The organism is Bacillus cereus group sp. N8, from assembly GCF_016483685.1.
Classification (GTDB): domain Bacteria; phylum Bacillota; class Bacilli; order Bacillales; family Bacillaceae_G; genus Bacillus_A; species Bacillus_A proteolyticus.
Genome location: NZ_JAEHBK010000010.1, coordinates 32,882 through 54,964 on the forward strand (window position 1 = coordinate 32,882; position 22,083 = coordinate 54,964).

The window sequence follows — 22,083 nt, forward strand, 5'->3', positions numbered from 1 at the left end:
TTTTTAATTATTCTGAAAACACATGTTTACATTTTATCATTTTTTTATGAAAATTAAAACGATTGACAATTTTAGAGGGAGGATTACACCATTATATATTTTTCTATAACAGTTATGATGTTTTATAATCTTTGTTTATAATATCTCGGATGTTTTGTATTAAAAAGAATACGAAAACTATACCAAGTATGCCGCTAATCCAATAGTATGAATTCGCAGTAGTATATTTTTCATAGAATGAAATAGCATTCCATAAAATAAGGATTACGGAACAAACTGTTGATATAATTAAAAAACTTAAGCTTTTCAAAAAGCACCTCACAATAAAAAAATTGTTAATCAATTTTATATTATAATTAAAGGATTTAAAAGGGTACATATTTTTATAAGAAAACATCTATAGTGGAAAACCGCAAAAATATATTTTGCGGTTTTGTAAAATACATATAGTTAATCACTTGTTTTTTTATAAGTACACATCTTTTCTACGTTTATAAAGTATACATTTAATTTATTATCGACAACTTTCAAAGTTTGATCCGATGTAAAAGAGTTACCATAATCAATGTGATATACATTAGAATTTTTCACAAACGAACCTTTATATAAATCTTCTTTTTTCTTTGTTGTTTGCATTTCTACTAAATTTTGAACAACCTTTTCTTTCTTTTCTTCTTTTACAATTGTTTCAAATTTATATAATACAGGACATTGACCGTTTTTGTTGTCAACAACTTCCCAAGAACCATATATATCGTTATTGCTGCATCCGCTAAGTAGGACGACTAGTATAGCTATTGTAAGTAGAAACTTTTTCATTTTGTGCTCCTTTCATACTATTGTTAATAAATGTGCGAATACGATAGGGATATTGTAATAAATAAAGTTTAAATTTTTTTAAAGAAATACTTAATTTCGCATAAAAATTTGGAAAAGCATAGTAAAAAATAAAAGGCATGAATCTAGCGTAATACTAGTATTCATGCCTAGCAGGATATATTTTATTATGCTTTTTGGGGGATAAAAGTAGAGGAAATAAGGACGATTAGCCCATTTAAAATATATATAGTAGCCATGATAAATGCTAAAGTAGCAGGTCCAAACACACTTTTGTCGAAAATAGAAGCAAAGGTTAAAGTTGTCAAAAAAACAACGGGAGTCAGCAGTAAAAATACGAAACCCGCCACAATCCTTCTTTTAAAGTTATTTTGAGATAAGGAAATGGCTAAAAAATTAAGGGCGCCAAACATAACGAATGAAAACAGAAGGGTAATTAATAATTGGATACCAGCAGACATTTCCACAGCTCCTTTTTGAAGAATCTATAATTTATTGTATTCGAAAGTAGTAGGGGATACTCCTTTAAAAATTGGAACTATACAAAGCATATAAATTTCAATCCTAGAAATTGAAAAAGAATGGAGCCATATTAAAATACTGGATCCATTCTTAAGAAGTATTAGTTTTATAAATTCGCAGATTGCGAAGGTTGTTTTTCATATTGTTTCTGTTTAGATAGGGAAATGAAAATAATTAACAATGAAATGACTCCGAAAATGAGAACCATATATTGTAACCCGATCGTATCTAAGAAGAAGCCAGTTCCAAGTAAGACAATTTGGAACATAACTCTCTCAAACATATTACGGAATGAGAAGAGGCGGCCGTGATAGCTTTTTTCTACTTTCGTTTGGAAAATTGTCGACATAATAGGGAAGAAACAGCCGACACTAAAGCCAAACAAACCAAACGATGTAAGAGCCATCCATTTTATATCGCTAAAGAACAATGAAAGGTGTGCAAAAGCGGTACAAATTGCGAAGAAATATAGTAACTTTTCAGGTTTGAAATGATCAGATAAACGTTTAATAACGAAGGCACCTAACATAAATGCTACACCTTCAATTGTATATATGAATCCTTTAATCGTTGGATCGTGTTGCATTTCGCTAATGTTAATAACCATTAAATTGAATCCAGCTATAAATAATAGAGGGATAATACTTAATATAAGTGCTGTAAAAGCAATAGGAATTCCTTTTAAAATACGAAATACTTCCATAAAGCTATTATCTTTAGCTGATTGTTTACTTGATGTAGTTGACTTTTTATCTTCAAATTGTAGGAAGAAAGTTGAGAGGAATAATAAAGCGTATGCTGCCATTGAGAAGGCATACATATACTGTAAACTCATTACAACTAAAAGAATTCCACCTAGTGAAGTACCCGCAATACGAGCGATTGTACCAACATTCATATGTACACCGTTCATCTGTAATAACTCATGCTCACGAACGATTAGAGGAATTACAGATTGTAATGCAGGGAAATAAAATGCAGCTGAAATTTGAAGTGCAATCATAAATGCAATCATAAAGGCGATACTTTCATATTGAATAGCGAAAAACATAAAAATAACACTTAAAACCCGACCGAAGCCAGCATATAGAAGAACTTTTTTCTTTTCATACTGATCGATGACACGGCCAGCCATAGGACCGACTAGAACTCCTGCTAATAGTCCGATAAATAATATAACTGATTTCATGAAATCAGAAGGGACATATTTTTGCATAAATTCCAGGTTACCAAGTATACCAAGCCATAATCCTAGACCAGCAATAAACTCCCCAATTAGAACAATCCAAACGTTTTTGTTACGCCACATAATATAAAACCTCTCTGTCTTTTAAAATGAAAAACTCGTATATAAAACCTCCTTATTTATATAGTGTTTTGTACGAACTTTTTTAGAGTCAGAGTCTATATTACGTGTTTCATAAATGGATTTCAATATTTTTGATTTGTTAAAAATTTGATTTTTTAATTGAAGGAATAAGTAAATCGAAATGTGAAAAATTATGATTAAATACTAATTGAACGTAAGAATAAATATAGAGAAAATAAAAAAGCGAGAACGTATATACTACGTCTCGCTTTTTTGAAATACAAAATTAAACAACAAATTTACTTAGCAACACTTATGATCTTGTCCAATAGCTAAACCGCTAAAAGATAGTGGACCAACAACATTTGCACTTGCACCACTAGTAAGGTTTTCTACAGTTAATGAATATTCGTGAGTCCCGCAGCTAACATTTTGATCTATAGCTTGAAATGTTTGCGCGTAAAATTGCTCAGAATCTGTAGATTCAATCCCTACTTGAGCGTTGAAGATTTCTGTATTGTCACGGAAAATTCGGAATAAAACTTGTGAAATCTCAGTTATACCTTCAACTCCAACTGTAGCAATTAATTCAACTCGATTATTACGTGCATCTCTTCTTGAAATTTTTAATTTAATATTTGCTAGAATTGCTTTTTCTGGGGAATGGGGAATTACAAAAGTTGTTTCACCGGTTTTATTTAAAGGTTGAGTAGCTTGGACATATACTATAAGATTTTAAGAAAATTAAGGAGTAATGTTGAATAGAGGGAGATAATATAAAAGCATCAAGAAAAAATCCCAATTATGAGAGTCATTTTTTGATGCCTTTCATACTTTAGGCAGAATATTCTTCTTTACGCACTTCAAAGAATTCATTACGGCGTAAGTGATTAAAAATCTTTTCCGAAACCGCTTCTTCTTGAGATATTAAGAAACGATGATCAAAAGCATAGAAAGATTGACCTTTAATTAGTTTTACGTAGTATATTTTACACGCCTCCTTTAAATTAGGATTCTTAAATACTTTATATTATGATGACCTATCTGGTTGTTAATAATACTTAAAGTTTCAAAGAGGAGAAGTATAAATTCAAAAAACATTGAAATAGCTTACAAATCTGTAATGTTTTTGTCACTTTTTCCGATAGTTAAAATTAACCAATATCTCCTATACTACAAATAAGTTCCATAAAACAAGGGGGTGGAAAGATGGAGGAAGTAATTGGAGAAGTTGTAGCAGGGATTTGTGAATTTGTAGTCGAAGTTACTGCGGATGTTTTAGGGAGTTTAGTTTCCGGAAATGATGAAGAGAAAGAAGTATTATGAAATTTTGTAAAGAATTTAAAGACGAATAACGTGTAAAGGCTGATTTCTAAAGGGAAGTCAGCCTTTATATTTTTTACATTATATTAATATTATTTAAATATTCATTTGTTATGATGTTAATGAAAACAATAAAGGAGCTGATCGATATGAATGTACTGAATTCTGGATTTGATGTATCCGATTCTCGTACGATTGTGGCGAATATAGATGAAAAGGAATATCACTTTATTTTTCGTGAACATCCACTAATAGGAAAGGTTATAGCGCTTTCTGACAATGGGAAAGAATATGGTTTAATAGATAAGCAAATCGCTAGTAGGGACAGGTTTATTAGATCAGAACTTACTAAGTTGCATCATTTCAACATAGATATACTTTATGATACTCCAGGATGGATAGGGGTTGGTATGGATCAATTTGGATTGTATGCGAGAGAGGCTACTTATAAGGAAGTGGAAGTTCTTATGAAGTTAAAGGAGGATATAAATTTTTTAGACATAAATGTATGCACTCTAATGTAAGAGATGTTTTTCAAGGTTACGGGATAAGTTCTCGTAACCTTTTTTGTTTTGTAATTAAAAACGTAAGAGTTATGTTTTGGGGATACTAGTATTCTTATACAAGGAATGGAGCCTAAAAGAGGATTTGAAATTATATAAAGAGAACTTATTAATTATATGAATACTTATAGAAAGAAGATGATAAAAATGAGTAAAGAAGAGCTTGTGAAACAACAATTTGGTAGTAATGCAGAAAAGTATGTGAAAAGTAAAATACATGCAAATGGACCGGATTTACAATATGTAGTTAAGCAAGTTGAAGCTCGTCATAATACTCGTCTTCTTGATATTGCTACTGGTGGTGGACATGTTGCTAATTTGTTAGCCCCAATGTTTAAAGAGGTAGTCGCTCTTGATTTAACAGAAAAAATGTTAGAAAAGGCAAAAGGTTTTATAATAGGGAACGGACATGAAAACGTATCTTTTGTAGCAGGACATGCAGAAAGGTTACCATTTGCTGAAGAATCTTTTGATACAATTACATGCCGAATTGCAGCACATCATTTTGTTGACCCTTCGCAATTTATTTTTGAAGTACATCGAACGTTAGAGGATGAAGGATTATTTATATTAATTGATAATGTTTCACCAGAAAATAATGAGTTTGATACATTTTATAACTTTATCGAAAAGAAACGTGATCCAAGCCATGAACGAGCTTTGAAAAAAACAGAATGGATTACTTTATTAGAAAAACATGGTTTACAAATGCAGTCATGTCTTACTTTTGACAAAAAGTTTGATTTTGACTGGTGGTGCAATATGATGGATGTGCCTGTGCAAAAGCGTCTAAAGTTAACAGAATGTATGATGAAAACATCAAACGAAATGCAGGAATTCTTCAACATTCACTTTGATAATAATAAAGTAGAGTCGTTCTATACTGAAATGGCACTGTTCGTCTGTAAAAAAAGTTCAACATTAAAAAGATAAATTTCTTGCAGACTTTCTGAAGTACGATATACTTAGTACAGAGAAAATGAGAATTGAGGAATAGCAATAATGATTCGTGTACGTATTGAAGGAACTGAGGAAGAAATGCTTGAATTTTTGCAAAGAATGCCTGATATTCCTGGGTTTGAAAAAACACATATGAGAGAACCGAGAAAAGGGAATAATCCGAAATATGATTCAAGCAAAAGTGTACTAGCATATTTATCTTATAAAAAGATTGAAGTCGCCAATAAATAATAAATAGGCGGCTTTTTTAATTATCTCTTTTTCACCGCCTTGTCTTTTTCGCATAATAATGATAGTAGATTATGCTGGAGAGGGGTGAGGAAAGTTAATAAAAAAATAATCTTTTTCGGAGATTTTGGAATTGATGATGCAGTAACGTTAATTTATGCGAATAAAACATGCAAATTAGATATTATAGGTATTGTTGCAGAGTATGGAAATGTATCAAGAGAAATTGTAACGGAAAATGTGTATTTTTTAGAAAAATACTATGCTACAGAAGTGAAGATTATTGAAGGTGCCAGTAGACCGATGACAGCTGAAGAACCTTTATTTTTCCCTGAAATTCATGGAGATCACGGTTTAGGTCCAATTATTCCACCGAAAATGAGAATTTGTAACAGCGAGAATTTTTGCGAATTGATTAAATTAATTGGGCCTTGTCCTGAAAATATTATTATTGTGGCGACGGGACGATTAACGACACTTGCAACATTATTTTTATTGTATCCAAATTTAATGAATCGAGTATGTTCCTATTATATAATGGGCGGTGCTTTTCTATTTCCAGGTAATGTTACACCAGTATCTGAAGCTAATTTTTACGGCGATCCAATTGCGGCAAATATCGTAATGAAATATGCGAAGAATGCTACTATATATCCGTTAAATGTAACGCAAGCAGCACTTATTACTCCTGAAATGGTCGATATTATTGATAAAGAAGGGACAGGACAGGCGAAACTTATTAAACCAATGATTGATTTTTATTTTGAAAATTTTTATAAAAAAGAATATCCAGGTATTGCTGGGAGTCCGATTCACGATTTACTTCCGTTCATTTCTTTTATAAATGATGATATTTTTGAATATAAAAAATCATCAGTTTGGATTAGTACGACGAACGATGTAACGAGAGGTCAAAGTGTTGCAGATTTTAGAAAAATAGCTGAGCCAACGACGTTTGATAATCGTCCTATACAAAGAATTGCCGTTGGATTTAATTATCAAGCGTTTAAAGACGAATTTATGAGAACAATATTGAAGCCAGATTGTCCTTAATAGGTTGAGCAGATTAGAATGATTTTCATAAGACGAATAACTTACGAAAAATGAAACATAACTAATGGTAAGCAATTGTTTCAGATTATATTTTTATAGGTTAAATATATAGGAGGTAATGATATGATTTGGTATTTAATCGTCGGTGGTATATTAGGATGGTTTGCAAGTTTAATCACTGGAAAGGATGTACCGGGCGGTGTAATTGGTAATATTATTGCTGGTATTATCGGTTCTTGGCTTGGTTCGTTATTACTTGGAAAATTCGGTCCTGTTATTGGTGGCTTTGCGATTATTCCAGCTTTAATCGGTGCGATTATTTTAATCTTCATCGTGAGTTTTCTGTTGCGAGCAATCCGGAAATGAAGATAGGTGGACTGTTTACATTTGTAAGCAGTCCATTTTATATGTTATGCTACTGTTATACAATCAGGAGGTGTCAGCATTGAAATCATTCACAGTAAATTTCCATCAAGAAGATAATGCAAAAGCGACAACAGTACATAAATTAAGTGAAGAGGACTTCAATAAAGCAACAGAAAAAGGTACTCGTCATCTATTTGATTTAGATACAAACGTTGGCTTCTTCGTATTCTTTGATGCAGAAGATGCAGAAGGAAATGATCAATACTTAATGTTACAATATGAAGGAGATCATGAAGAACCAAGTGCTTGCTACGGATTTGATTTAAAACTATACTATCAATTTTTAGCATTATACTTAAATGATCTTGAATTCCAAGGTGAAACAAATGAAGAAGAGGAAGAGTATGGTCCAATTCATCATTTAGCTCACTTACTTTACCATATCGTTGAAGACGGTAAATCAATTGAAGTGTAAAGATACATATTTTGAAGCTGTCCTTGATTAGGACAGCTTTTTTATTTATATGTCGTGCCTTTCAGGAACTGTGGCCGATATAGGTTGAGAATAGAGATTCATTTTGGAGAACTGCTTTATTTCTTCCGTGTTTCAGTGGTAAAACTTCTGATATAATTAGCGTAACTAAATTAATGGAGGCTATTATTATGCCCGTAGATGTAAAACATTTTATTAAAGTAGCAGGATTAACTGTTATCACGTCATTAAGTGGAGACAATACATTCGCTCACAATTTCGAAACCGTAAAAAGTATTTTCACTACATATGTAAAGAAGTTAAGATTAACCTTTTAATGTAATTTTTGTAATTTGAATAGACGCAATATTTAGGGGAGATAATTTGTTTACAATAGAAAATTATACAAATTCTTTAAAAAAAGGGCTTGAAGAAAAATCGATTGATTTGATTCGAAATATTAGAGAGACACTTCGGTTTAATTATTATGAAGGGATAGATATAATAGATTTCACAGCTTTTGTTCAGTCATTTGAAATGTCAATTGTCATGTTTTCGATGGATAGAGGAGCAAATGAAGTTTTTTATGAAGGAATGGATAGCGGTGTCTTTTCTGGTAGTCACGATTTGATAGATGATGTGGAATATTATAAATTCCATGACGAAGAATCAGACGAATTTTGGGAATTTTATGAAGAAAATGATGGGGAGTTATCAGAAATTGAAAAGAAAGCTATAGTGGAATGGTTTGCTATGTGCTGGAACAAAGCAGGTGGTACGAGTGTTAAATTACCGTCCTACTTTAGTTTTCATGATTATGATGAATGTTTTGATTTACATAACAACAGATGGATTTCTGACGGCGGTAAATGGTTTGATTAAACTTCAGAACTCCATAATATTGAACCAGCAGGGAATGAGTATTCACTGCTGGTTTTTTGCATTTATAGGAGTTTTTGTGACAGTTTAATTTAAGTTATTAATGAAGGATATAAAGAGTATGGAAAGAAGGTGTATACAAGGAGATGAATAAGATGATTAATAATACAATTCCAAGCTTTTTGAAGCTTTTGGAAAGCGATGATATAGGATTTCATGATTTGAACAAATATTATGATATGTATCCAGAAGCATTCGAAGAATATTTTAATTATCACTGTCCTAAGACAGAAGAACGTCTTTCTAGTGCGATTAAAAAATATCCTGAAAAACTAGAAGACATTCGTATTATTTCGGAAACTTTACCATCTATTATTCAAGAAATGAGTGAGGAGTATCGCATTCAATTTGGTTTTAATATAGATTTAACTTTTCATCTATTTGTAGGTGGATTTGGTTCCAATGCATTTGTAGAAAGAGATATTATTGGGGATATATTTTTTGCGGCAGAAAAATTATCTCCTGAAAGGGAGCATCTTCGTGTTATCGTTGCCCATGAAATCGGACATATATATCACAATTTCGTATTGCAAGAGAGTGGAATGGATTGGACTAAAGCACAATGGACTGATGCAGCGGTTAGTTTATATCGTGAGGGAGTCGCGACATATTTATCGCAAAGAATAGCTAAAGGATTAAGTAAATCAGTCTATTATTCATATGATAATGATGGAGACGATTGGTTGTTTTGCTATGAAAAACATAAAGGTCAAATTAAGAAACATTTTTCACAAGATTATGTTAAAGGATGGACAGATGAAAAAGAGAAAGAATGGTTCCGTTTATCAGGGGGGAACTATTTCGGATACAACCGACTCGGTTATTTTTTAGGAACATCATATATAGAGTATATAGTCCATACTTTCGGAGAAACCGATACACTTACTTTTTGGAGCAAAAATAATTTAAAGAGCAGTGTTATGGAATGGTTGCAAAAGTGAATATGTTGAAGAGGGAGGCTGAAAATGATGAAAGTATATATGAAAGTGCTTATATTATTCCTAACTTTAACGTGTGTAGCGGCTTTAACCGCGTGTAATACCGCTGAGGAAAAGAAACAAACTAATTCAACATCAGAAAATAGTACGGAAAAAAAGAGAGATACGTCAGAAACGGATAAAAAGAATGAGGACACCGCTCAAAAAAAAGAGAAAGAGTCTGTGCAAAAACCAAAAGGTGAAGATTCGGTAAAACCTTCAACGGAGTCTAATACGAAAAATACAGTACTTAATCAAAAATCAATTAACCATGTAAAAGATTTATTTGAGCAAGCGAAAGTAGGTAAAGTACCTAATGTTCCGTACGCGGCGCATACAGGTGATATAGAAGAAATAGAGCAGGCGTGGGGGAAAGCTGATAAGACTGATCAAGCGGGGAACGGGATGTATGCAACTTTTACAAGTAAAAATGTGGCATTTGGCTTTAACAAAGGATCACAAGTATTTGACGTTCGATCGTATCATTCAGAACTCAAATCGATTACGTTACAAGAAATCGAAAAGGCTTTAGGAAAACCAGCGTCTGTTAAAGTAAATGGTAATGACAAAATATACGTTTATAAAGTAAATGACCAATTTGAATTGAAATTTATAATTCCGAAATCGACTGGTAAAGTGCATCATATTTCTGTGTTCTCACCGGAGGATAGCATAAATAATATGGCAGGTTAAATGAAGAGCTGTTCCTATAGGGACAGCTCTTTTGCTTTTGTTCTCTCTAATGACTGAACGAAAGCTGTTTGAATGATACCGCCAATTATTAATAAGAAAGCACAAATATAAAATAGAGTACTACCGCTTAATTTACTTAATAGCAATGCACCTACAAAAGGCCCGCAAGTTCTTGAAATATCCCAATGTATACCGTATATAGAAAAATATAATCCGCGTTTATGACTTGGAGCGATTTGTGAAACGAATCGTAGTAAGTGATTCAAAGCTATACTTTGCCCAATCACTAAAAAGAGCAATGTGAAGAATAATGACCATATTGTTGTGGAATAACCGTAGCCAATCGCAGCTAACGTATAGCAAGTATAGGAAATAATAATGATTTTAGGCATAGAAAATCGTTCTGACCATTTCACAAGGAAAATTTGGAGCATAACTTCCATGACTGCTTTACAAGTTGAGATAAACACGAGTACAAATAGAAAATTTGGAAATACACTTTCGGCGAATATACGATAATTCGATTCGGTTTGAGCGTAGAAAAAACTAATCGGTAGCGTAGAAACCATAAGTCCAAACACAGCATAATGTTTCGAAATAAATTGTTTTGGCGAATATACTTCTTTAGTTTTATTAACGTTTTTCATGAGTGGAACCGTTTCAGGAAGCTGCGTCCAAACGAGAACAGCATAAAACGTTAGAGCTACACCTTGCAAAATAAATAAATATTCAGGGTGACTAGTATAGAAAAAGGCACCAATTAATGGTCCGATTACAGAGCCAATCGCTCCAGTAGTATGCAGAACAGCAAATATTTCTGCCTGTTGTTCTTCCTTCGTTAAGTCAGCGATTTGTGCGCGCTGTGCCGGAATATATAAAGAACGACCAATACCATTAACTACATACAATAAGGCGAAAAAGGCGACCGATTCAGCAAAAACAAATCCGCTTACGGCAAAAGCTTGTAAAAGTAATCCGAGTAACATTATTTTCTTTCGGCCGTATTTATCTGTTACACCCCCAGCGATTAATGTAAACACAATATCAGCGAGAGGCTGTAATCCGAAAAGAAGCATTGTAACTATGACATTACCATTTAAAGCCTTATTAACATGAACAATAAAGATGATAGCTAACATTGCTTCAGTCGTTCGGACTAACAATTCACCGAACAATCGAATGAGAATAGGCTTATTATAACGTTTTAAAAGATACTTCATTTTTATTTCCTCCTTTCTATATTGAAATGATAAGATGGAAGCTAGAAATGAAAAAGGGTAGAATGAAAGAGGAAGATTTTTCATCTTTTAGGGGGCGTTTTATGACTGTTTTGGAGCAATATATGCACCTTTGGCTCCAGTATGGAAAAGGGAGAGCAGAGGGAGAAAAATTTGAAATAACAATACAAAATATATCTGAAACATTATTTTGTACAGAGCGAAATAGTAAACTCATCATCAAAAAATTAGAAGAATTAAATTGGATTATGTGGTTTCCAGGCAGAGGGAGAGGGAATCGCTCAAAGTTGTTATTTCAAAAACATCCACTTTCTTTAATTTTAGAAAGAGGAAAAGAAATAACGAGGCAAGGGGACGTAAAAAGCGGAAGTGCATTTATTGAGAGATATATCTCGTATTTTCCATTACTTCAAACGCAATTTCAAACGTGGATTGATTCGATATTCGGTTATCAAGTCGAAAGGACATCTAAAGGGAGAAGAGATGTGCTGCGTTTGCAAGTCCAAATGAACCTAGATATTGCATTAGACCCTGTATACGCAACGATGCGTTCGGAATGTCATATGGTAAAACATATATACGACACATTAGTGTATGTAGACGGAAATACAAACAGTGTAGAGCCAAGACTTGCGTTTTATTGGGAATATGATGACCAGAAATATATATGGACCTTCTACTTACGAAAAGGTGTTAAATTTCATAATAGAAAAGAACTAACCGCTTATGATGTTGAACAGACATTTAAACGATTTATGAAAGTGAAAAATAATCCGCATGCTTGGATGTTACAACACGTTGAAAGTTTACATATTCTTGATGACTATATTGTACAGATTCGTTTATCTACAGATAATAAGGTGTTTTTACATTCTTTAAGTACAGAACAGTGTTCTATTGTAAATGAAGATGGAGACGGGAAGTTAATTGGTACTGGACCGTTTCTGTTATGTGAAAAGAATGAGGATGTATTCATATTAGAAGGAAATGATTTATATTTTCGCGAGCGACCATTTCTGGATCGAATTGAATTATGGAATGTAGAGCACAAAGTTAATACGTACGATATATTAGCGAAAGCACGTTTTAAAAATATAGTAAAGCGTCATAAAGAACTATCTAGACTTGAGTCGAATGTAACTTACATTACGTTAAATACAGTAAAAGAAGGACCTATGCAAAATGCGATGTTTCGGAGAGCTTTATATAAAATTATTCATGGTAATAAAATTGTTGAAGAATTACAGGGAGAGCGTGGGGAAGTAGCGGATGAATTAGTACTCATAAAGAACGGTACAATTCAAATTAACAGGGATATACATACACTTATTAAATGCAGCTCTTACCGTAATGAAACACTGCGATTATATACATTTACAGGGAAAGATCACGTTGAAGATGCACATTGGATACAAAAAGAATGTGCAAAATACGGAATTAAAATTGATATTGAGTTTCTTGAACAAGAAGAATTATTGCAAATGAGTACGATACAAAAGGCCGATATAATGCATGATAGTGCGACAATTAGCGAGCGCATTGAAGATAGTTTACTATATATGTTTCTTACCAAAAACAGTTTTATAAATCAGCATAGTAATATAAGCTTTAACAAAGTATTGCGGCCATATTTTACAGAAAATCAATTAGAGAAACGGGTGACACTGTTACGCGATATTGAGGGCACACTGTTACGTGAAATACATATCATTCCTTTATATCGTAATAAACAGCGAGTAAGTTCACACGAAAAAATACAAAATGTAATGATTAATTCACAAGGCTGGATTGATTATTACGATATATGGTTTAAAGCTTGAAAAATATAGGTTCTCACGCATTTTAAAGAGATGTGTGAGGACCTTTTTTGTAGGTAAGACAGGTTTGTTTCACACATTGTTATGCCACTTGTGATAGAAGTTCGTTTACAACGTAACAGTGTTATGTTACATTGTTATCAGGAAGGAGTGTTATACAGTTGAGTACAGATTTAATTTCAAAAAAAGATTTATTAGAACTAACTGGTATTTCATACGGACAGTTATATAGGTGGAAGAGAAAAAGTTTAATACCGGAAGATTGGTTTGTACGAAAGTCAACGTTCACAGGTCAGGAAACATTTTTTCCGAAAGAAAAGATATTAGAACGTATTGATAAAATTCAAACGATGAAAGAGGATTTATCACTAGATGAATTAGCAAATATGTTTTCACCGAGCGTGACAGAAATTCATTTAACAAAAGATGATTTGTTACGTAAGGGTATTGCATCAGAGCCAGTTTTACAATTCTTCATAGAACAAACGAATAAAACAACAGAATTTCAATTTGTAGATATTCTTTATGTGTATATGTTAGAAGAACTACTTCAATCAGGAGACGTTAGTTTAGAAGAGGGGAAAATGGTCTTACAAGTATTACGTGAAAATTACGAAGCGATTAAACATAAGAATTGTGACTTAGTTATTATTCGGAAGTTAGGGATTTCTACATGCTTCTTAGTATCAGGCGTTGAGGATTTAATTTTTGAAAAGGGAACAAAGATTGTTTTACGTGTAGCAATTATGAAATATACCGAAGCATTAAAAAGTAAACTGTTGTAGTGGAGGAGAAATAATGCGTACAGAAAATTTAATTATAAACGGATATGGTTCATCAAACGGTGGAGAGTTTCATAAAGTGCAACTAAATGGAAAAGGAACTGTTAACGGAAACGTTGAATGCGACCAATTTGAATGTAATGGTTACGGAACTGTTACTGGTGATTTGAAAAGTGGCAATGCGAGAATTAGCGGATCAGGCAAAGTTGATGGTACAGTTAGCGCAGAAATGATGCGAATCGATGGGAAAGCGACAATTACACAAGATGTAAAGGCGAACAGTTTAAAAATTGCAGGAAAAGGTACGATAGGTGGAAATGTCACCGGTGAAGAATTTAAAATCAATGGGCAAGCGACGATTGATGGTAATTGCGAGGTTGATGTTTTTTCTTCAGAGGGACAGTTCACGGTAGGTGGTTTATTAAGCGCAGATGAAATTAATATTAATATTCACGGTACATGTAGAGTGAAAGAAATTGGCGGACAAACGATTAAAGTAGGACATAGATTGAGTACTTTTAGTAAACTTTTTAAAACAGTATTTGGCTTGCAGTTAGAGGCTGAATTGTTAGAAGGTGACAATATCGATATTGATTATGCTCACATAAAAACGGTAAGGGGAAACAATGTTGTAGTAGGACCGAACTGTGAGATTGAACTTATTGAATATACTGGTGTTCTTACTGTTGATAAAAGTGCAAATGTAAAAGAAATTAAGCAGGTTTAAAGGAAGGGAGAAATGAGTATGGGACATCAACATAGCCTTACTGTAAATGGTTCTGGTAGTTCAGCAGGCGGAGATTATAACAAAGTAAAGATACGCGGCGAAGGAACAATTTCTAATGATATGAGTTGTAATGAATTTAAAACGTACGGCACGAGTGATGTACGCGGTAATATGAAAGTTAAAAACTATGTCGTGTATGGGGACAGTGAAGTACAAGGAAACGTAGATGCGGAATGTATAAAAGTATATGGCAATACACAAATGCATGGTGATGCTCATATTGAAAAAACAAAAGTAAGAGGTATGATTGAAGTAAAAGGAAGGTTTTCAGGTGATTTCGTAGATGTGAAAGGTGCTTTAAATGTGAAGGGAGATATTGAAGTAGAAGAATTATCACTAACTGGTGGTCTTGAAAGTGATGGATTACTTAATGCTGAAAATATTGAAATCTCAATTCGTTATGAAGGAAGTAAAGTGAGAGAAATCGGTGGGAAAAAGATTACAGTGCGTAAAAAATCGAGATTTATTCCTTTTACAAGTCATGCAGGAAGTCTTCAAACATCAATTATTGAGGGTGATGATATTTATTTAGAACATACAATAGCAGACGTAGTAAGAGGAAATCATGTTATAATTGGCCCTGGCTGTGAAATTAGTGTAGTAGAATATCATACTAGTTTTAATCAGAAAGGTAATACAGTCGTAAAAGAACATAAACAAATATAAGTAGTATGAGGGAGAGTAAAGTTATGGTTGAGAATAATAATAAGCTCGGCTTTGTTGTGGCGGGCTTATTGCTAGGTATTTTAATGGCATCAATGGATAATACCATTGTCGTAACAGCGATGGGAACAATCGTTGGTGACTTAGGAGGCCTTGAAAACTTTGTATGGGTCGTTTCTGCCTATATGGTCGCAGAAATGGCAGGCATGCCGATTTTCGGTAAACTATCAGATATGTATGGTAGAAAGAGATTCTTTATTTTCGGTTTAATCGTCTTTATGATTGGTTCGGCACTTTGTGGAACTGCTGAAAATATTACACAGTTAGGTATTTATCGTGCTATTCAAGGTATTGGCGGCGGGGCACTAGTGCCGATCGCATTTACTATCGTTTTTGATATCTTCCCTCCAGAAAAACGCGGGAAAATGGGTGGATTATTCGGAGCAGTATTTGGTTTGTCAAGTATTTTCGGGCCATTACTTGGCGCATATATTACGGATTATATTAGCTGGCACTGGGTGTTTTATATTAACTTACCACTTGGAATTTTAGCACTTATTTTTATTACATTCTTTTATAAAGAGTCACGAGTTCATAGAAAGCAAAAGATTGATTGGTTTGGCGCCATTACTTTAGTTGGTGCAGTAGTTTGTTTAATGTTTGCCCTAGAACTAGGCGGACAAAAATACGATTGGGATTCTAGCTTTATTTTAAGTTTATTTGCTGGGTTCGCTATTTTAGTAATTGCTTTTATTGTTATTGAACGAAAAGTAGAAGAACCAATCATTTCATTTGAGATGTTTAAACAACGTCTATTCGGAATGAGTACCATTATTGCGTTATGTTACGGGGCTGCATTTATGTCAGCAACTGTATATATTCCGTTATTCATTCAAGGTGTATACGGTGGCACTGCAACAAACTCGGGATTATTACTTTTACCAATGATGTTAGGGTCAGTCGTAACAGCGCAATTAGGCGGATTTTTAACGACAAAACTTAGCTATCGAAACATTATGATTATTTCTGCGGTTATTATGCTACTTGGATTATTCTTATTAAGCACGTTAACACCAGAAACAAGTCGTGTATTATTAACGATTTATATGATTATTATCGGATTTGGAGTCGGTTTCTCATTCTCTGTACTAAGTATGGCAGCTATTCACAACTTCGGTATGGAACAGCGCGGATCTGCGACTTCAACGAGTAATTTCATTCGTTCATTAGGAATGACGCTTGGTATTACAATCTTCGGAATGATCCAAAGAACAGGTTTCCAAGATCAATTAGAAGAAGCGTTTAAAGGGATGAGCGGAGGAATGAATACAAACGCTTTAGGAGATTCAAGAGCTATTTTATCAGAAGCGGCGAGATCTCAAATTCCGCCGCAAATATTAGATAAAATTATTGACGCTCTTTCTAGTTCAATCGTTCAAACATTTATGTGGGCGTTAGTACCAGCAGGTTTAGCATTCATATTCATTTTCTTTATGGGAAATGAGCGTATGGTATTACAGAAAAAACAAAAGAATAAAAAGAGTGAAGTATCAAAAGCGTAATGAAAAAGCTCCTTTCAAATTGAAAGGAGCTTTTTCGTATGTACGGATTCAGATTAGCCTTCGATAATTTCGTATTCTTCGTCTGCTAATAATAAAATTTGTGTTTTCTTACCTTTGTTTTGAACTTCGATTACATCGTATGTACCTAAGTCTCTTAGTTTGCTTTGAGAAGCGTTAACCATAACTTCCATAGAATCAATTAAGATATCTTCTTCAATGTATGATTCAGGCAATGCCATATCTTCAGTTTCTAATACACATGCGTATAGATTTTGTAAGTTTTCAGCAGTTGGGTTTTGTTCCTCAACATCAATGATGTTTTTTACTGCTTCCATATTTTCTTCTTTTGCTTGGTACACTTTAATTTTAGCCATTGTTTTAATCTCCTTTATAACGTAATCGTAGAGGCTACACCTCATTATAACGCTTTTTCATTGAAAGATGAAATTGTTATATGTATTTATAGTAAAAATTATGTGTTATTACTTATTATTGGCGTAATTTTATGAGTAGGCAACCATATTCCTACGTTAAAGTTATATTGTCCAAGCTTTTCTCACATTCCGCTCATATTATATGTATTAGATAAAAACATATAGGGAAGGGATGGAGTGAAAGTGGGTTGTGGGTCGAGACGAAATTGTCAATGTGGTCAAAAAAGCATATGTGAATTTCTGCAAAGTCTAGAACCGTTTACTAAAGTGGAGAGTATTGTAATAGCTGGAAACGAAATTGTTGTATCTTATTTTCTTTCATTTAATAAGAAGAATGGTATCGTATCCTTCGTACAAGAGGGTAATGAGGTTATTTTTGTAGATTGCTCTAGGATTGATGCAATTCGAATAGGGAAAATTTGTAGTTGTAAAACGAAAGTTAAATTTATTGAAGAGGATTTTAGTCTACTTGGAAATGTTTGCCCGCAATGTTTAACGGAAGGAAGTACACTCTTTTTTGACTTTCACAATCCAGAATTGAATTTATCACTACAAGCAAAAACAATTGATGCGCCTAGTTGTATGGAGTTTACAGATGAACTTGGGAATGTCGTAAAGCAAATTACTATAGTCGGTGAAGCGATTGTTTCTAAAGATTTTGTTCAAGTGCCAGAACTATTAAACTTTCGATTAGTTTTATCTGATACGGCTGCGAATCCTTTAAAGTTTGGAATACTGTTCATTAATTTCCCTGATCTTACTTTTATTATTCTTTTCGCATCGAGTGGATATCTCAACATTTCGAACTGTTTGAAAATCGAGAGTGGAACTGGAAATGCTGAAATAGAAGAGATGAAAAAGATGGTAACGAATGACGATAATACGTACACATCAATTATTCAGGTGACTAAAATATATAAAAATGGTGCTACAGAATCCTTTACTTCTAAGAAGGAGATATAACGTATTTATATTGATTAACCCTCTTACAAGATAATGAGGGTTTTTACATATACTAGGTGGATTGAAATAACGCAAAAATCACATAGTTAATATGAATGTTAGAAGTATATAGAGCGGTTAGTTGTACGATTAATTGCTATGTGTAAATTCCTATCATGATACGTTCTTTTACAACAAATTATGAAGGTATCCATAACAGTTAAACTAAGAAACATTATTTAAGTATTACTAAATGTAATGAAAGAGCTCATACAATTTTTGTAAAGTAATTAAGAAAAGGGCCATTGAAGTAGCCCTTTTCTTAATTATGAGAATTGCTAGTGGTAGTCATTATTGAGTTTAAATAGTTATTTAAAATTGAGTAATTTATTTACTAAATTCTTTTTGAGCGGCCCTATAACTTCCGATGATATTTTGATAACTTGGAAGATGCTTAGCAAGTAAAGCTCCAAAGCCCTCAATATCATTTCGCCAGTCGCGCTGTAATTCAGCTGCAACGCTAAACCAGTTCATTAATTGGACTCCCCCATGAGCCATACGCATAAGAGTGGCATCAGCAACTTGTTTATTAAAAGTTCCAGATGCATCCGTTACAACAAATACCTCATACCCTGCATTTACAGCTGATAGAGCTGGGAATGCAACACAAACATCAGTAACTACGCCGGCGATAATTAGCTGTTTTTTACCTGTTGCTTCAATAGCTTTTACAAACTCATCATTGTCCCATGCGTTAATTTGTCCTGGACGCGCTATTTTAGGCGCATTTGGAAAAAGTTCAATTAATTCTTGCATGAGTGGGCCATTAGGGCCATCTTCGAAGCTAGTTGTTAAAATAACCGGTAAATCAAAAAACTTAGCGGTATTAGCAAGAGCTAAAACATTATTCTTGAACTCATCAACACCATAGTCACGCACTAGGCTAGAAATCAGACCAGTTTGATGATCTACTAGAAGAACAGCGGCATCACTTTTTGAAAGACGAGAATAGAAATCAGACATTTTATAATCCCCCTTAAAAAGCTTATTTATAAATTAATCTTACAGTTATTTATCTTGATTTGGTATGCATGCAAAAATTTATCAACAAATAGAATTTATTAAAATATTGGGATGTATGTATTTTTATATTGAGGAATTATAAATTTTTCGTTTTGGGGAACAATGTATTAATTGAGTGGATAGCTATGTGGTAAGGTCCTAATGCTATCTATTATTTGTGAATAGTAATGTTTTTACCTGTAAATAGAAAATGAGATATGAGGACTAAAATGAATCTGAAAATAGCAATTCTTGATTGGAAAATCATTTCAATGTAATTAGATGTTATAATAAATTTGCATTTACGTATAATTTATAATTATTTGATATTTGAGTTTCATAGACATTTGCTTAGAGAATAAATAAGTGTGTATAAGAATACTAATAAAAGTTAACTCATGAAAATGTTGAATCTAGTTGATTTTAAAGAAAGCGGGAATGTAAATGATATATGAGGCAAAAATACATACAAGAAAAAAATTAGTTTCTATGTTCGAGGATTTTAATAATGTTGTTCTACTTTCTTATTTACAAGGACATATGGGCACCGCTTGGGTGAACGATCTTGAAAATCCGACAGTAGCGCAAATTACGGTAGGGATTTTTACATTTTACGCTGGGGATCCAAATGCAAAAGAGACAGAAGAGTTATTATGTAACATCCCTGAAAGAATTTTAGTAATCGTAAATAGTGATCAATGGAAAAAGCGTTTAGAAATATTCCATGAAAGAAAAATAGATAAGTTTTTACGATATAAATTTAAAAGAAATCCAGAAGTGTTTAATCATACAAAATTACAATCTGTTATATCGGCACTTCCAAAAGGATATGAATTAAGAAAGGTAGATGAGCATATCGCGAATAACCCATCATTACACAAGGTTTCTGAAGATTTTATAAGCCAATTCCGTTCAATAGATGATTATGTAAATCGAGGTATAGGTTATAGCATTCTGTATAAGGGAGAAGTCGTATGCGGTGCGTCATCATATAGTATTTATGATGATGGTATTGAAATCGAAGTTGCTACTGACCCAAATCATAGAAGAAAGGGACTGGCAACTGTAGTTAGTGCAGCCTTAATATTGGATTGTTTAGAAAAGGGGAGGTATCCAAACTGGGACGCAGCGAATAGTACTTCTGCCAAACTAGCAGAAAAGTTAGGGTATGTTTTTGATAAGGCGTATGATACTTATTTTGTGAATAATAGGTAAATGAATGGTGTGTGTACAAATTATACAACGTAATAAAGCTAGCCAACCTTATTAAATTAATGTTTATTAGACTTATTTTCTATAATCGCAAATATAAACTATCCGAAGGTGATTTTACCAAAGTTAAAGGCATTGAAACAGATGTTAATTAATGAAGTTAAGGGAAAGAATGACAATCGGATTGGTTCTATTAGAAGAATTGATAAATTTGAAAAAAAGAAACAATATCAATGGTAAGATTGAGGGAGTTCGCAAAATTTGGGAATAAAAACCGAATTTTTTAAGTCGGTTTTTATTTTTTACTAATAGAGTACGACCAATATTGATTTTTTGTTGTATAGATAGTATTAAATGAAAAAAATCCTATTCCATTACTTTTGAATATAATTAACACATCAGTTCCTACTTCCACTATGAGGGTTCAGAAATTCTCTTTTTGTATAGGTAGATAATCATAAAGGCTCAATATATTTAGTTTTGTGTGTTTTAACTATCCAAAAATTGCTATTTTTTTGTAAATGATGAAAGTAACTATTACAGGAACCCACGCATTAATAGAATAGATACATATACAGTATAGAGAGTTAAAAAACTCCAAAATATTGTATAAAGGAGATTATAAAATATGAGCGAACAATGCCCAATTAATGTACCATGTCAGGTAGATGGACAAACTCAAACACCATTAAGTGATGCAGCTGCAACACCAATTCTTACTCCAGGAGCACCGATTGTAAAAATACCAGTTGTGTTAGCAGAAAGAACAATTCAAATTGTTGTAGAATCTGATATTTCATTAGATCCTCCAGCAGTTGAAATTAAACGTATCTTAAAAAATGCATTTTTAACACAATGTAAGTTAGTTCCTGTAGCATTTACTCCAGTACCAGGTACAAATTATCGCCGAGTTACAAGAGCAAAATTATTTGTACAAGGATATATTCGTAAAAACATTGAATATGCAAATGATGAGTGTAATGGAGTTCTATATGACCGCATTGCTAATGTTCCATTTTCTGGTTTTGCTGATTTAACAGCTGGTGATTTTCTATCACAAGCTATAGTAGCTGCTTCCTCAGATACTACTTCTCACTTTATTAATCCTAAAAATGGTGATCTACCACGTTTAGACAAATACTTCTTCGAAAATACAGTTTTTTACAATGAACAACCGTATTGCGAATTAGTCAGCGCTCAATTTTTCGAATTAGACTTTTCCCCTTGTCCAACAGAATTAAATGAGCCATTTGAAACTCTTCGTGAAAAAATTGTATTAGATCTTACTTTAAAAGTTTTACAAGTACAACAAGTACAAGTATAAAACTAAAAAAGCATTGTC

Annotated in this window: 26 protein-coding genes; 18 read left to right on the top strand and 8 right to left on the bottom strand. The window is 33.0% G+C overall.

Translation table 11 applies throughout. The annotated features are described in order from the left end of the window. Window positions 1-450: 450 nt before the first annotated feature. The 5 genes from JDS80_RS16030 to JDS80_RS31485 form a co-directional block, all read right to left on the bottom strand. On the bottom strand, window positions 451-819 hold the full coding sequence (locus JDS80_RS16030; RefSeq protein ID WP_071746251.1) for a hypothetical protein: 369 nt from the start codon (window positions 817-819) through the stop codon (window positions 451-453). Between the two features lie 185 nt (window positions 820-1,004). After that, the gene (locus JDS80_RS16035) at window positions 1,005-1,298 is read right to left on the bottom strand and encodes a hypothetical protein (protein WP_199639254.1); all 294 of its coding nucleotides are present in this window, start codon (window positions 1,296-1,298) and stop codon (window positions 1,005-1,007) included. Window positions 1,299-1,465: 167 nt separating this feature from the next. Continuing rightward, window positions 1,466-2,668 carry an MFS transporter gene (locus JDS80_RS16040; protein WP_071746249.1) on the bottom strand — a complete coding sequence of 401 codons (1,203 nt, stop codon included), beginning with the start codon at window positions 2,666-2,668 and terminating at the stop codon, window positions 1,466-1,468. Between the two features lie 303 nt (window positions 2,669-2,971). After that, on the bottom strand, window positions 2,972-3,397 hold the full coding sequence (gene exsC / locus JDS80_RS16045; protein WP_098890304.1) for an exosporium protein ExsC: 426 nt from the start codon (window positions 3,395-3,397) through the stop codon (window positions 2,972-2,974). Window positions 3,398-3,503: 106 nt separating this feature from the next. Next, window positions 3,504-3,656, bottom strand: a complete 153-nt coding sequence (locus JDS80_RS31485; RefSeq protein WP_071746284.1) for a YqbF domain-containing protein — start codon at window positions 3,654-3,656, stop codon at window positions 3,504-3,506. A gap of 484 nt (window positions 3,657-4,140) precedes the next feature. Here JDS80_RS31485 and JDS80_RS16055 point away from each other — a divergent pair, with 484 nt between their 5' ends. The 10 genes from JDS80_RS16055 to JDS80_RS16100 all read left to right on the top strand — a co-directional run bounded on the left by JDS80_RS16055 (window position 4,141) and on the right by JDS80_RS16100 (window position 10,242). Then, a complete protein-coding gene (locus tag JDS80_RS16055) occupies window positions 4,141-4,515 on the top strand; it encodes a hypothetical protein (RefSeq protein ID WP_199639256.1) in 375 nt (124 codons plus the stop codon). Window positions 4,516-4,701: 186 nt separating this feature from the next. Further along, window positions 4,702-5,487, top strand: a complete 786-nt coding sequence (locus tag JDS80_RS16060; protein ID WP_071746245.1) for a class I SAM-dependent methyltransferase — start codon at window positions 4,702-4,704, stop codon at window positions 5,485-5,487. A gap of 69 nt (window positions 5,488-5,556) precedes the next feature. After that, window positions 5,557-5,745 carry a DUF3970 family protein gene (locus tag JDS80_RS16065; protein ID WP_000621876.1) on the top strand — a complete coding sequence of 63 codons (189 nt, stop codon included), beginning with the start codon at window positions 5,557-5,559 and terminating at the stop codon, window positions 5,743-5,745. 84 nt (window positions 5,746-5,829) lie between these two features. Next, complete coding sequence (locus tag JDS80_RS16070) at window positions 5,830-6,795, top strand: nucleoside hydrolase (RefSeq protein WP_199639258.1); 966 nt, start codon at window positions 5,830-5,832, stop codon at window positions 6,793-6,795. 123 nt (window positions 6,796-6,918) lie between these two features. Next, a complete protein-coding gene (locus JDS80_RS16075; protein ID WP_000638425.1) occupies window positions 6,919-7,161 on the top strand; it encodes a GlsB/YeaQ/YmgE family stress response membrane protein in 243 nt (80 codons plus the stop codon). A gap of 79 nt (window positions 7,162-7,240) precedes the next feature. Next, entirely contained in the window at window positions 7,241-7,636 is a 396-nt protein-coding gene (locus JDS80_RS16080) for a cytosolic protein (RefSeq protein WP_071746243.1), read from the top strand. Between the two features lie 188 nt (window positions 7,637-7,824). After that, complete coding sequence (locus tag JDS80_RS16085) at window positions 7,825-7,971, top strand: chorismate mutase (RefSeq protein WP_199639260.1); 147 nt, start codon at window positions 7,825-7,827, stop codon at window positions 7,969-7,971. A gap of 46 nt (window positions 7,972-8,017) precedes the next feature. Beyond that, complete coding sequence (locus tag JDS80_RS16090; protein ID WP_199639262.1) at window positions 8,018-8,515, top strand: hypothetical protein; 498 nt, start codon at window positions 8,018-8,020, stop codon at window positions 8,513-8,515. 152 nt (window positions 8,516-8,667) lie between these two features. After that, on the top strand, window positions 8,668-9,513 hold the full coding sequence (locus JDS80_RS16095) for a DUF5700 domain-containing putative Zn-dependent protease (protein ID WP_199639264.1): 846 nt from the start codon (window positions 8,668-8,670) through the stop codon (window positions 9,511-9,513). A 24-nt stretch (window positions 9,514-9,537) separates the two neighbouring features. Then, window positions 9,538-10,242, top strand: coding sequence for a YjgB family protein (locus JDS80_RS16100; protein ID WP_071746239.1), 705 nt, complete (start codon window positions 9,538-9,540; stop codon window positions 10,240-10,242). Window positions 10,243-10,256: 14 nt separating this feature from the next. On the opposite strand, the gene JDS80_RS16105 is transcribed toward JDS80_RS16100, so the two are convergent. After that, a complete protein-coding gene (locus JDS80_RS16105) occupies window positions 10,257-11,462 on the bottom strand; it encodes an MDR family MFS transporter (RefSeq protein WP_071746238.1) in 1,206 nt (401 codons plus the stop codon). A gap of 62 nt (window positions 11,463-11,524) precedes the next feature. Between JDS80_RS16105 and JDS80_RS16110 the strand changes: the two genes are divergently transcribed. The 5 genes from JDS80_RS16110 (at window position 11,525) to JDS80_RS16130 (ending at window position 17,091) form a co-directional block, all read left to right on the top strand. Next, on the top strand, window positions 11,525-13,300 hold the full coding sequence (locus JDS80_RS16110) for an ABC transporter substrate-binding protein (protein WP_084667476.1): 1,776 nt from the start codon (window positions 11,525-11,527) through the stop codon (window positions 13,298-13,300). A 158-nt stretch (window positions 13,301-13,458) separates the two neighbouring features. Beyond that, a complete protein-coding gene (locus JDS80_RS16115) occupies window positions 13,459-14,082 on the top strand; it encodes a YhbD family protein (protein ID WP_071746236.1) in 624 nt (207 codons plus the stop codon). Between the two features lie 13 nt (window positions 14,083-14,095). Continuing rightward, a complete protein-coding gene (locus tag JDS80_RS16120; RefSeq protein WP_199639266.1) occupies window positions 14,096-14,806 on the top strand; it encodes a bactofilin family protein in 711 nt (236 codons plus the stop codon). An 18-nt stretch (window positions 14,807-14,824) separates the two neighbouring features. Further along, window positions 14,825-15,532 carry a cytoplasmic protein gene (locus tag JDS80_RS16125; protein WP_071746234.1) on the top strand — a complete coding sequence of 236 codons (708 nt, stop codon included), beginning with the start codon at window positions 14,825-14,827 and terminating at the stop codon, window positions 15,530-15,532. A gap of 23 nt (window positions 15,533-15,555) precedes the next feature. Continuing rightward, the gene (locus JDS80_RS16130; protein WP_199639268.1) at window positions 15,556-17,091 is read left to right on the top strand and encodes an MDR family MFS transporter; all 1,536 of its coding nucleotides are present in this window, start codon (window positions 15,556-15,558) and stop codon (window positions 17,089-17,091) included. Between the two features lie 53 nt (window positions 17,092-17,144). Here the strand turns inward: JDS80_RS16130 and JDS80_RS16135 are convergent, their stop codons facing one another. Then, entirely contained in the window at window positions 17,145-17,465 is a 321-nt protein-coding gene (locus JDS80_RS16135; protein WP_001062735.1) for a hypothetical protein, read from the bottom strand. Window positions 17,466-17,708: 243 nt separating this feature from the next. Between JDS80_RS16135 and JDS80_RS16140 the strand changes: the two genes are divergently transcribed. Then, complete coding sequence (locus JDS80_RS16140) at window positions 17,709-18,488, top strand: BC_2878 family exosporium-associated protein (protein ID WP_199639329.1); 780 nt, start codon at window positions 17,709-17,711, stop codon at window positions 18,486-18,488. A gap of 366 nt (window positions 18,489-18,854) precedes the next feature. Here the strand turns inward: JDS80_RS16140 and ycaC are convergent, their stop codons facing one another. Beyond that, window positions 18,855-19,490, bottom strand: a complete 636-nt coding sequence (gene ycaC, locus JDS80_RS16145) for an isochorismate family cysteine hydrolase YcaC (protein ID WP_199639270.1) — start codon at window positions 19,488-19,490, stop codon at window positions 18,855-18,857. 483 nt (window positions 19,491-19,973) lie between these two features. Here ycaC and JDS80_RS16150 point away from each other — a divergent pair, with 483 nt between their 5' ends. After that, window positions 19,974-20,744, top strand: a complete 771-nt coding sequence (locus tag JDS80_RS16150; protein ID WP_071746231.1) for a GNAT family N-acetyltransferase — start codon at window positions 19,974-19,976, stop codon at window positions 20,742-20,744. Window positions 20,745-21,369: 625 nt separating this feature from the next. Continuing rightward, complete coding sequence (locus JDS80_RS16155; protein ID WP_001294986.1) at window positions 21,370-22,065, top strand: CsxC family protein; 696 nt, start codon at window positions 21,370-21,372, stop codon at window positions 22,063-22,065. The last annotated feature ends 18 nt before the right edge of the window (window positions 22,066-22,083 follow it).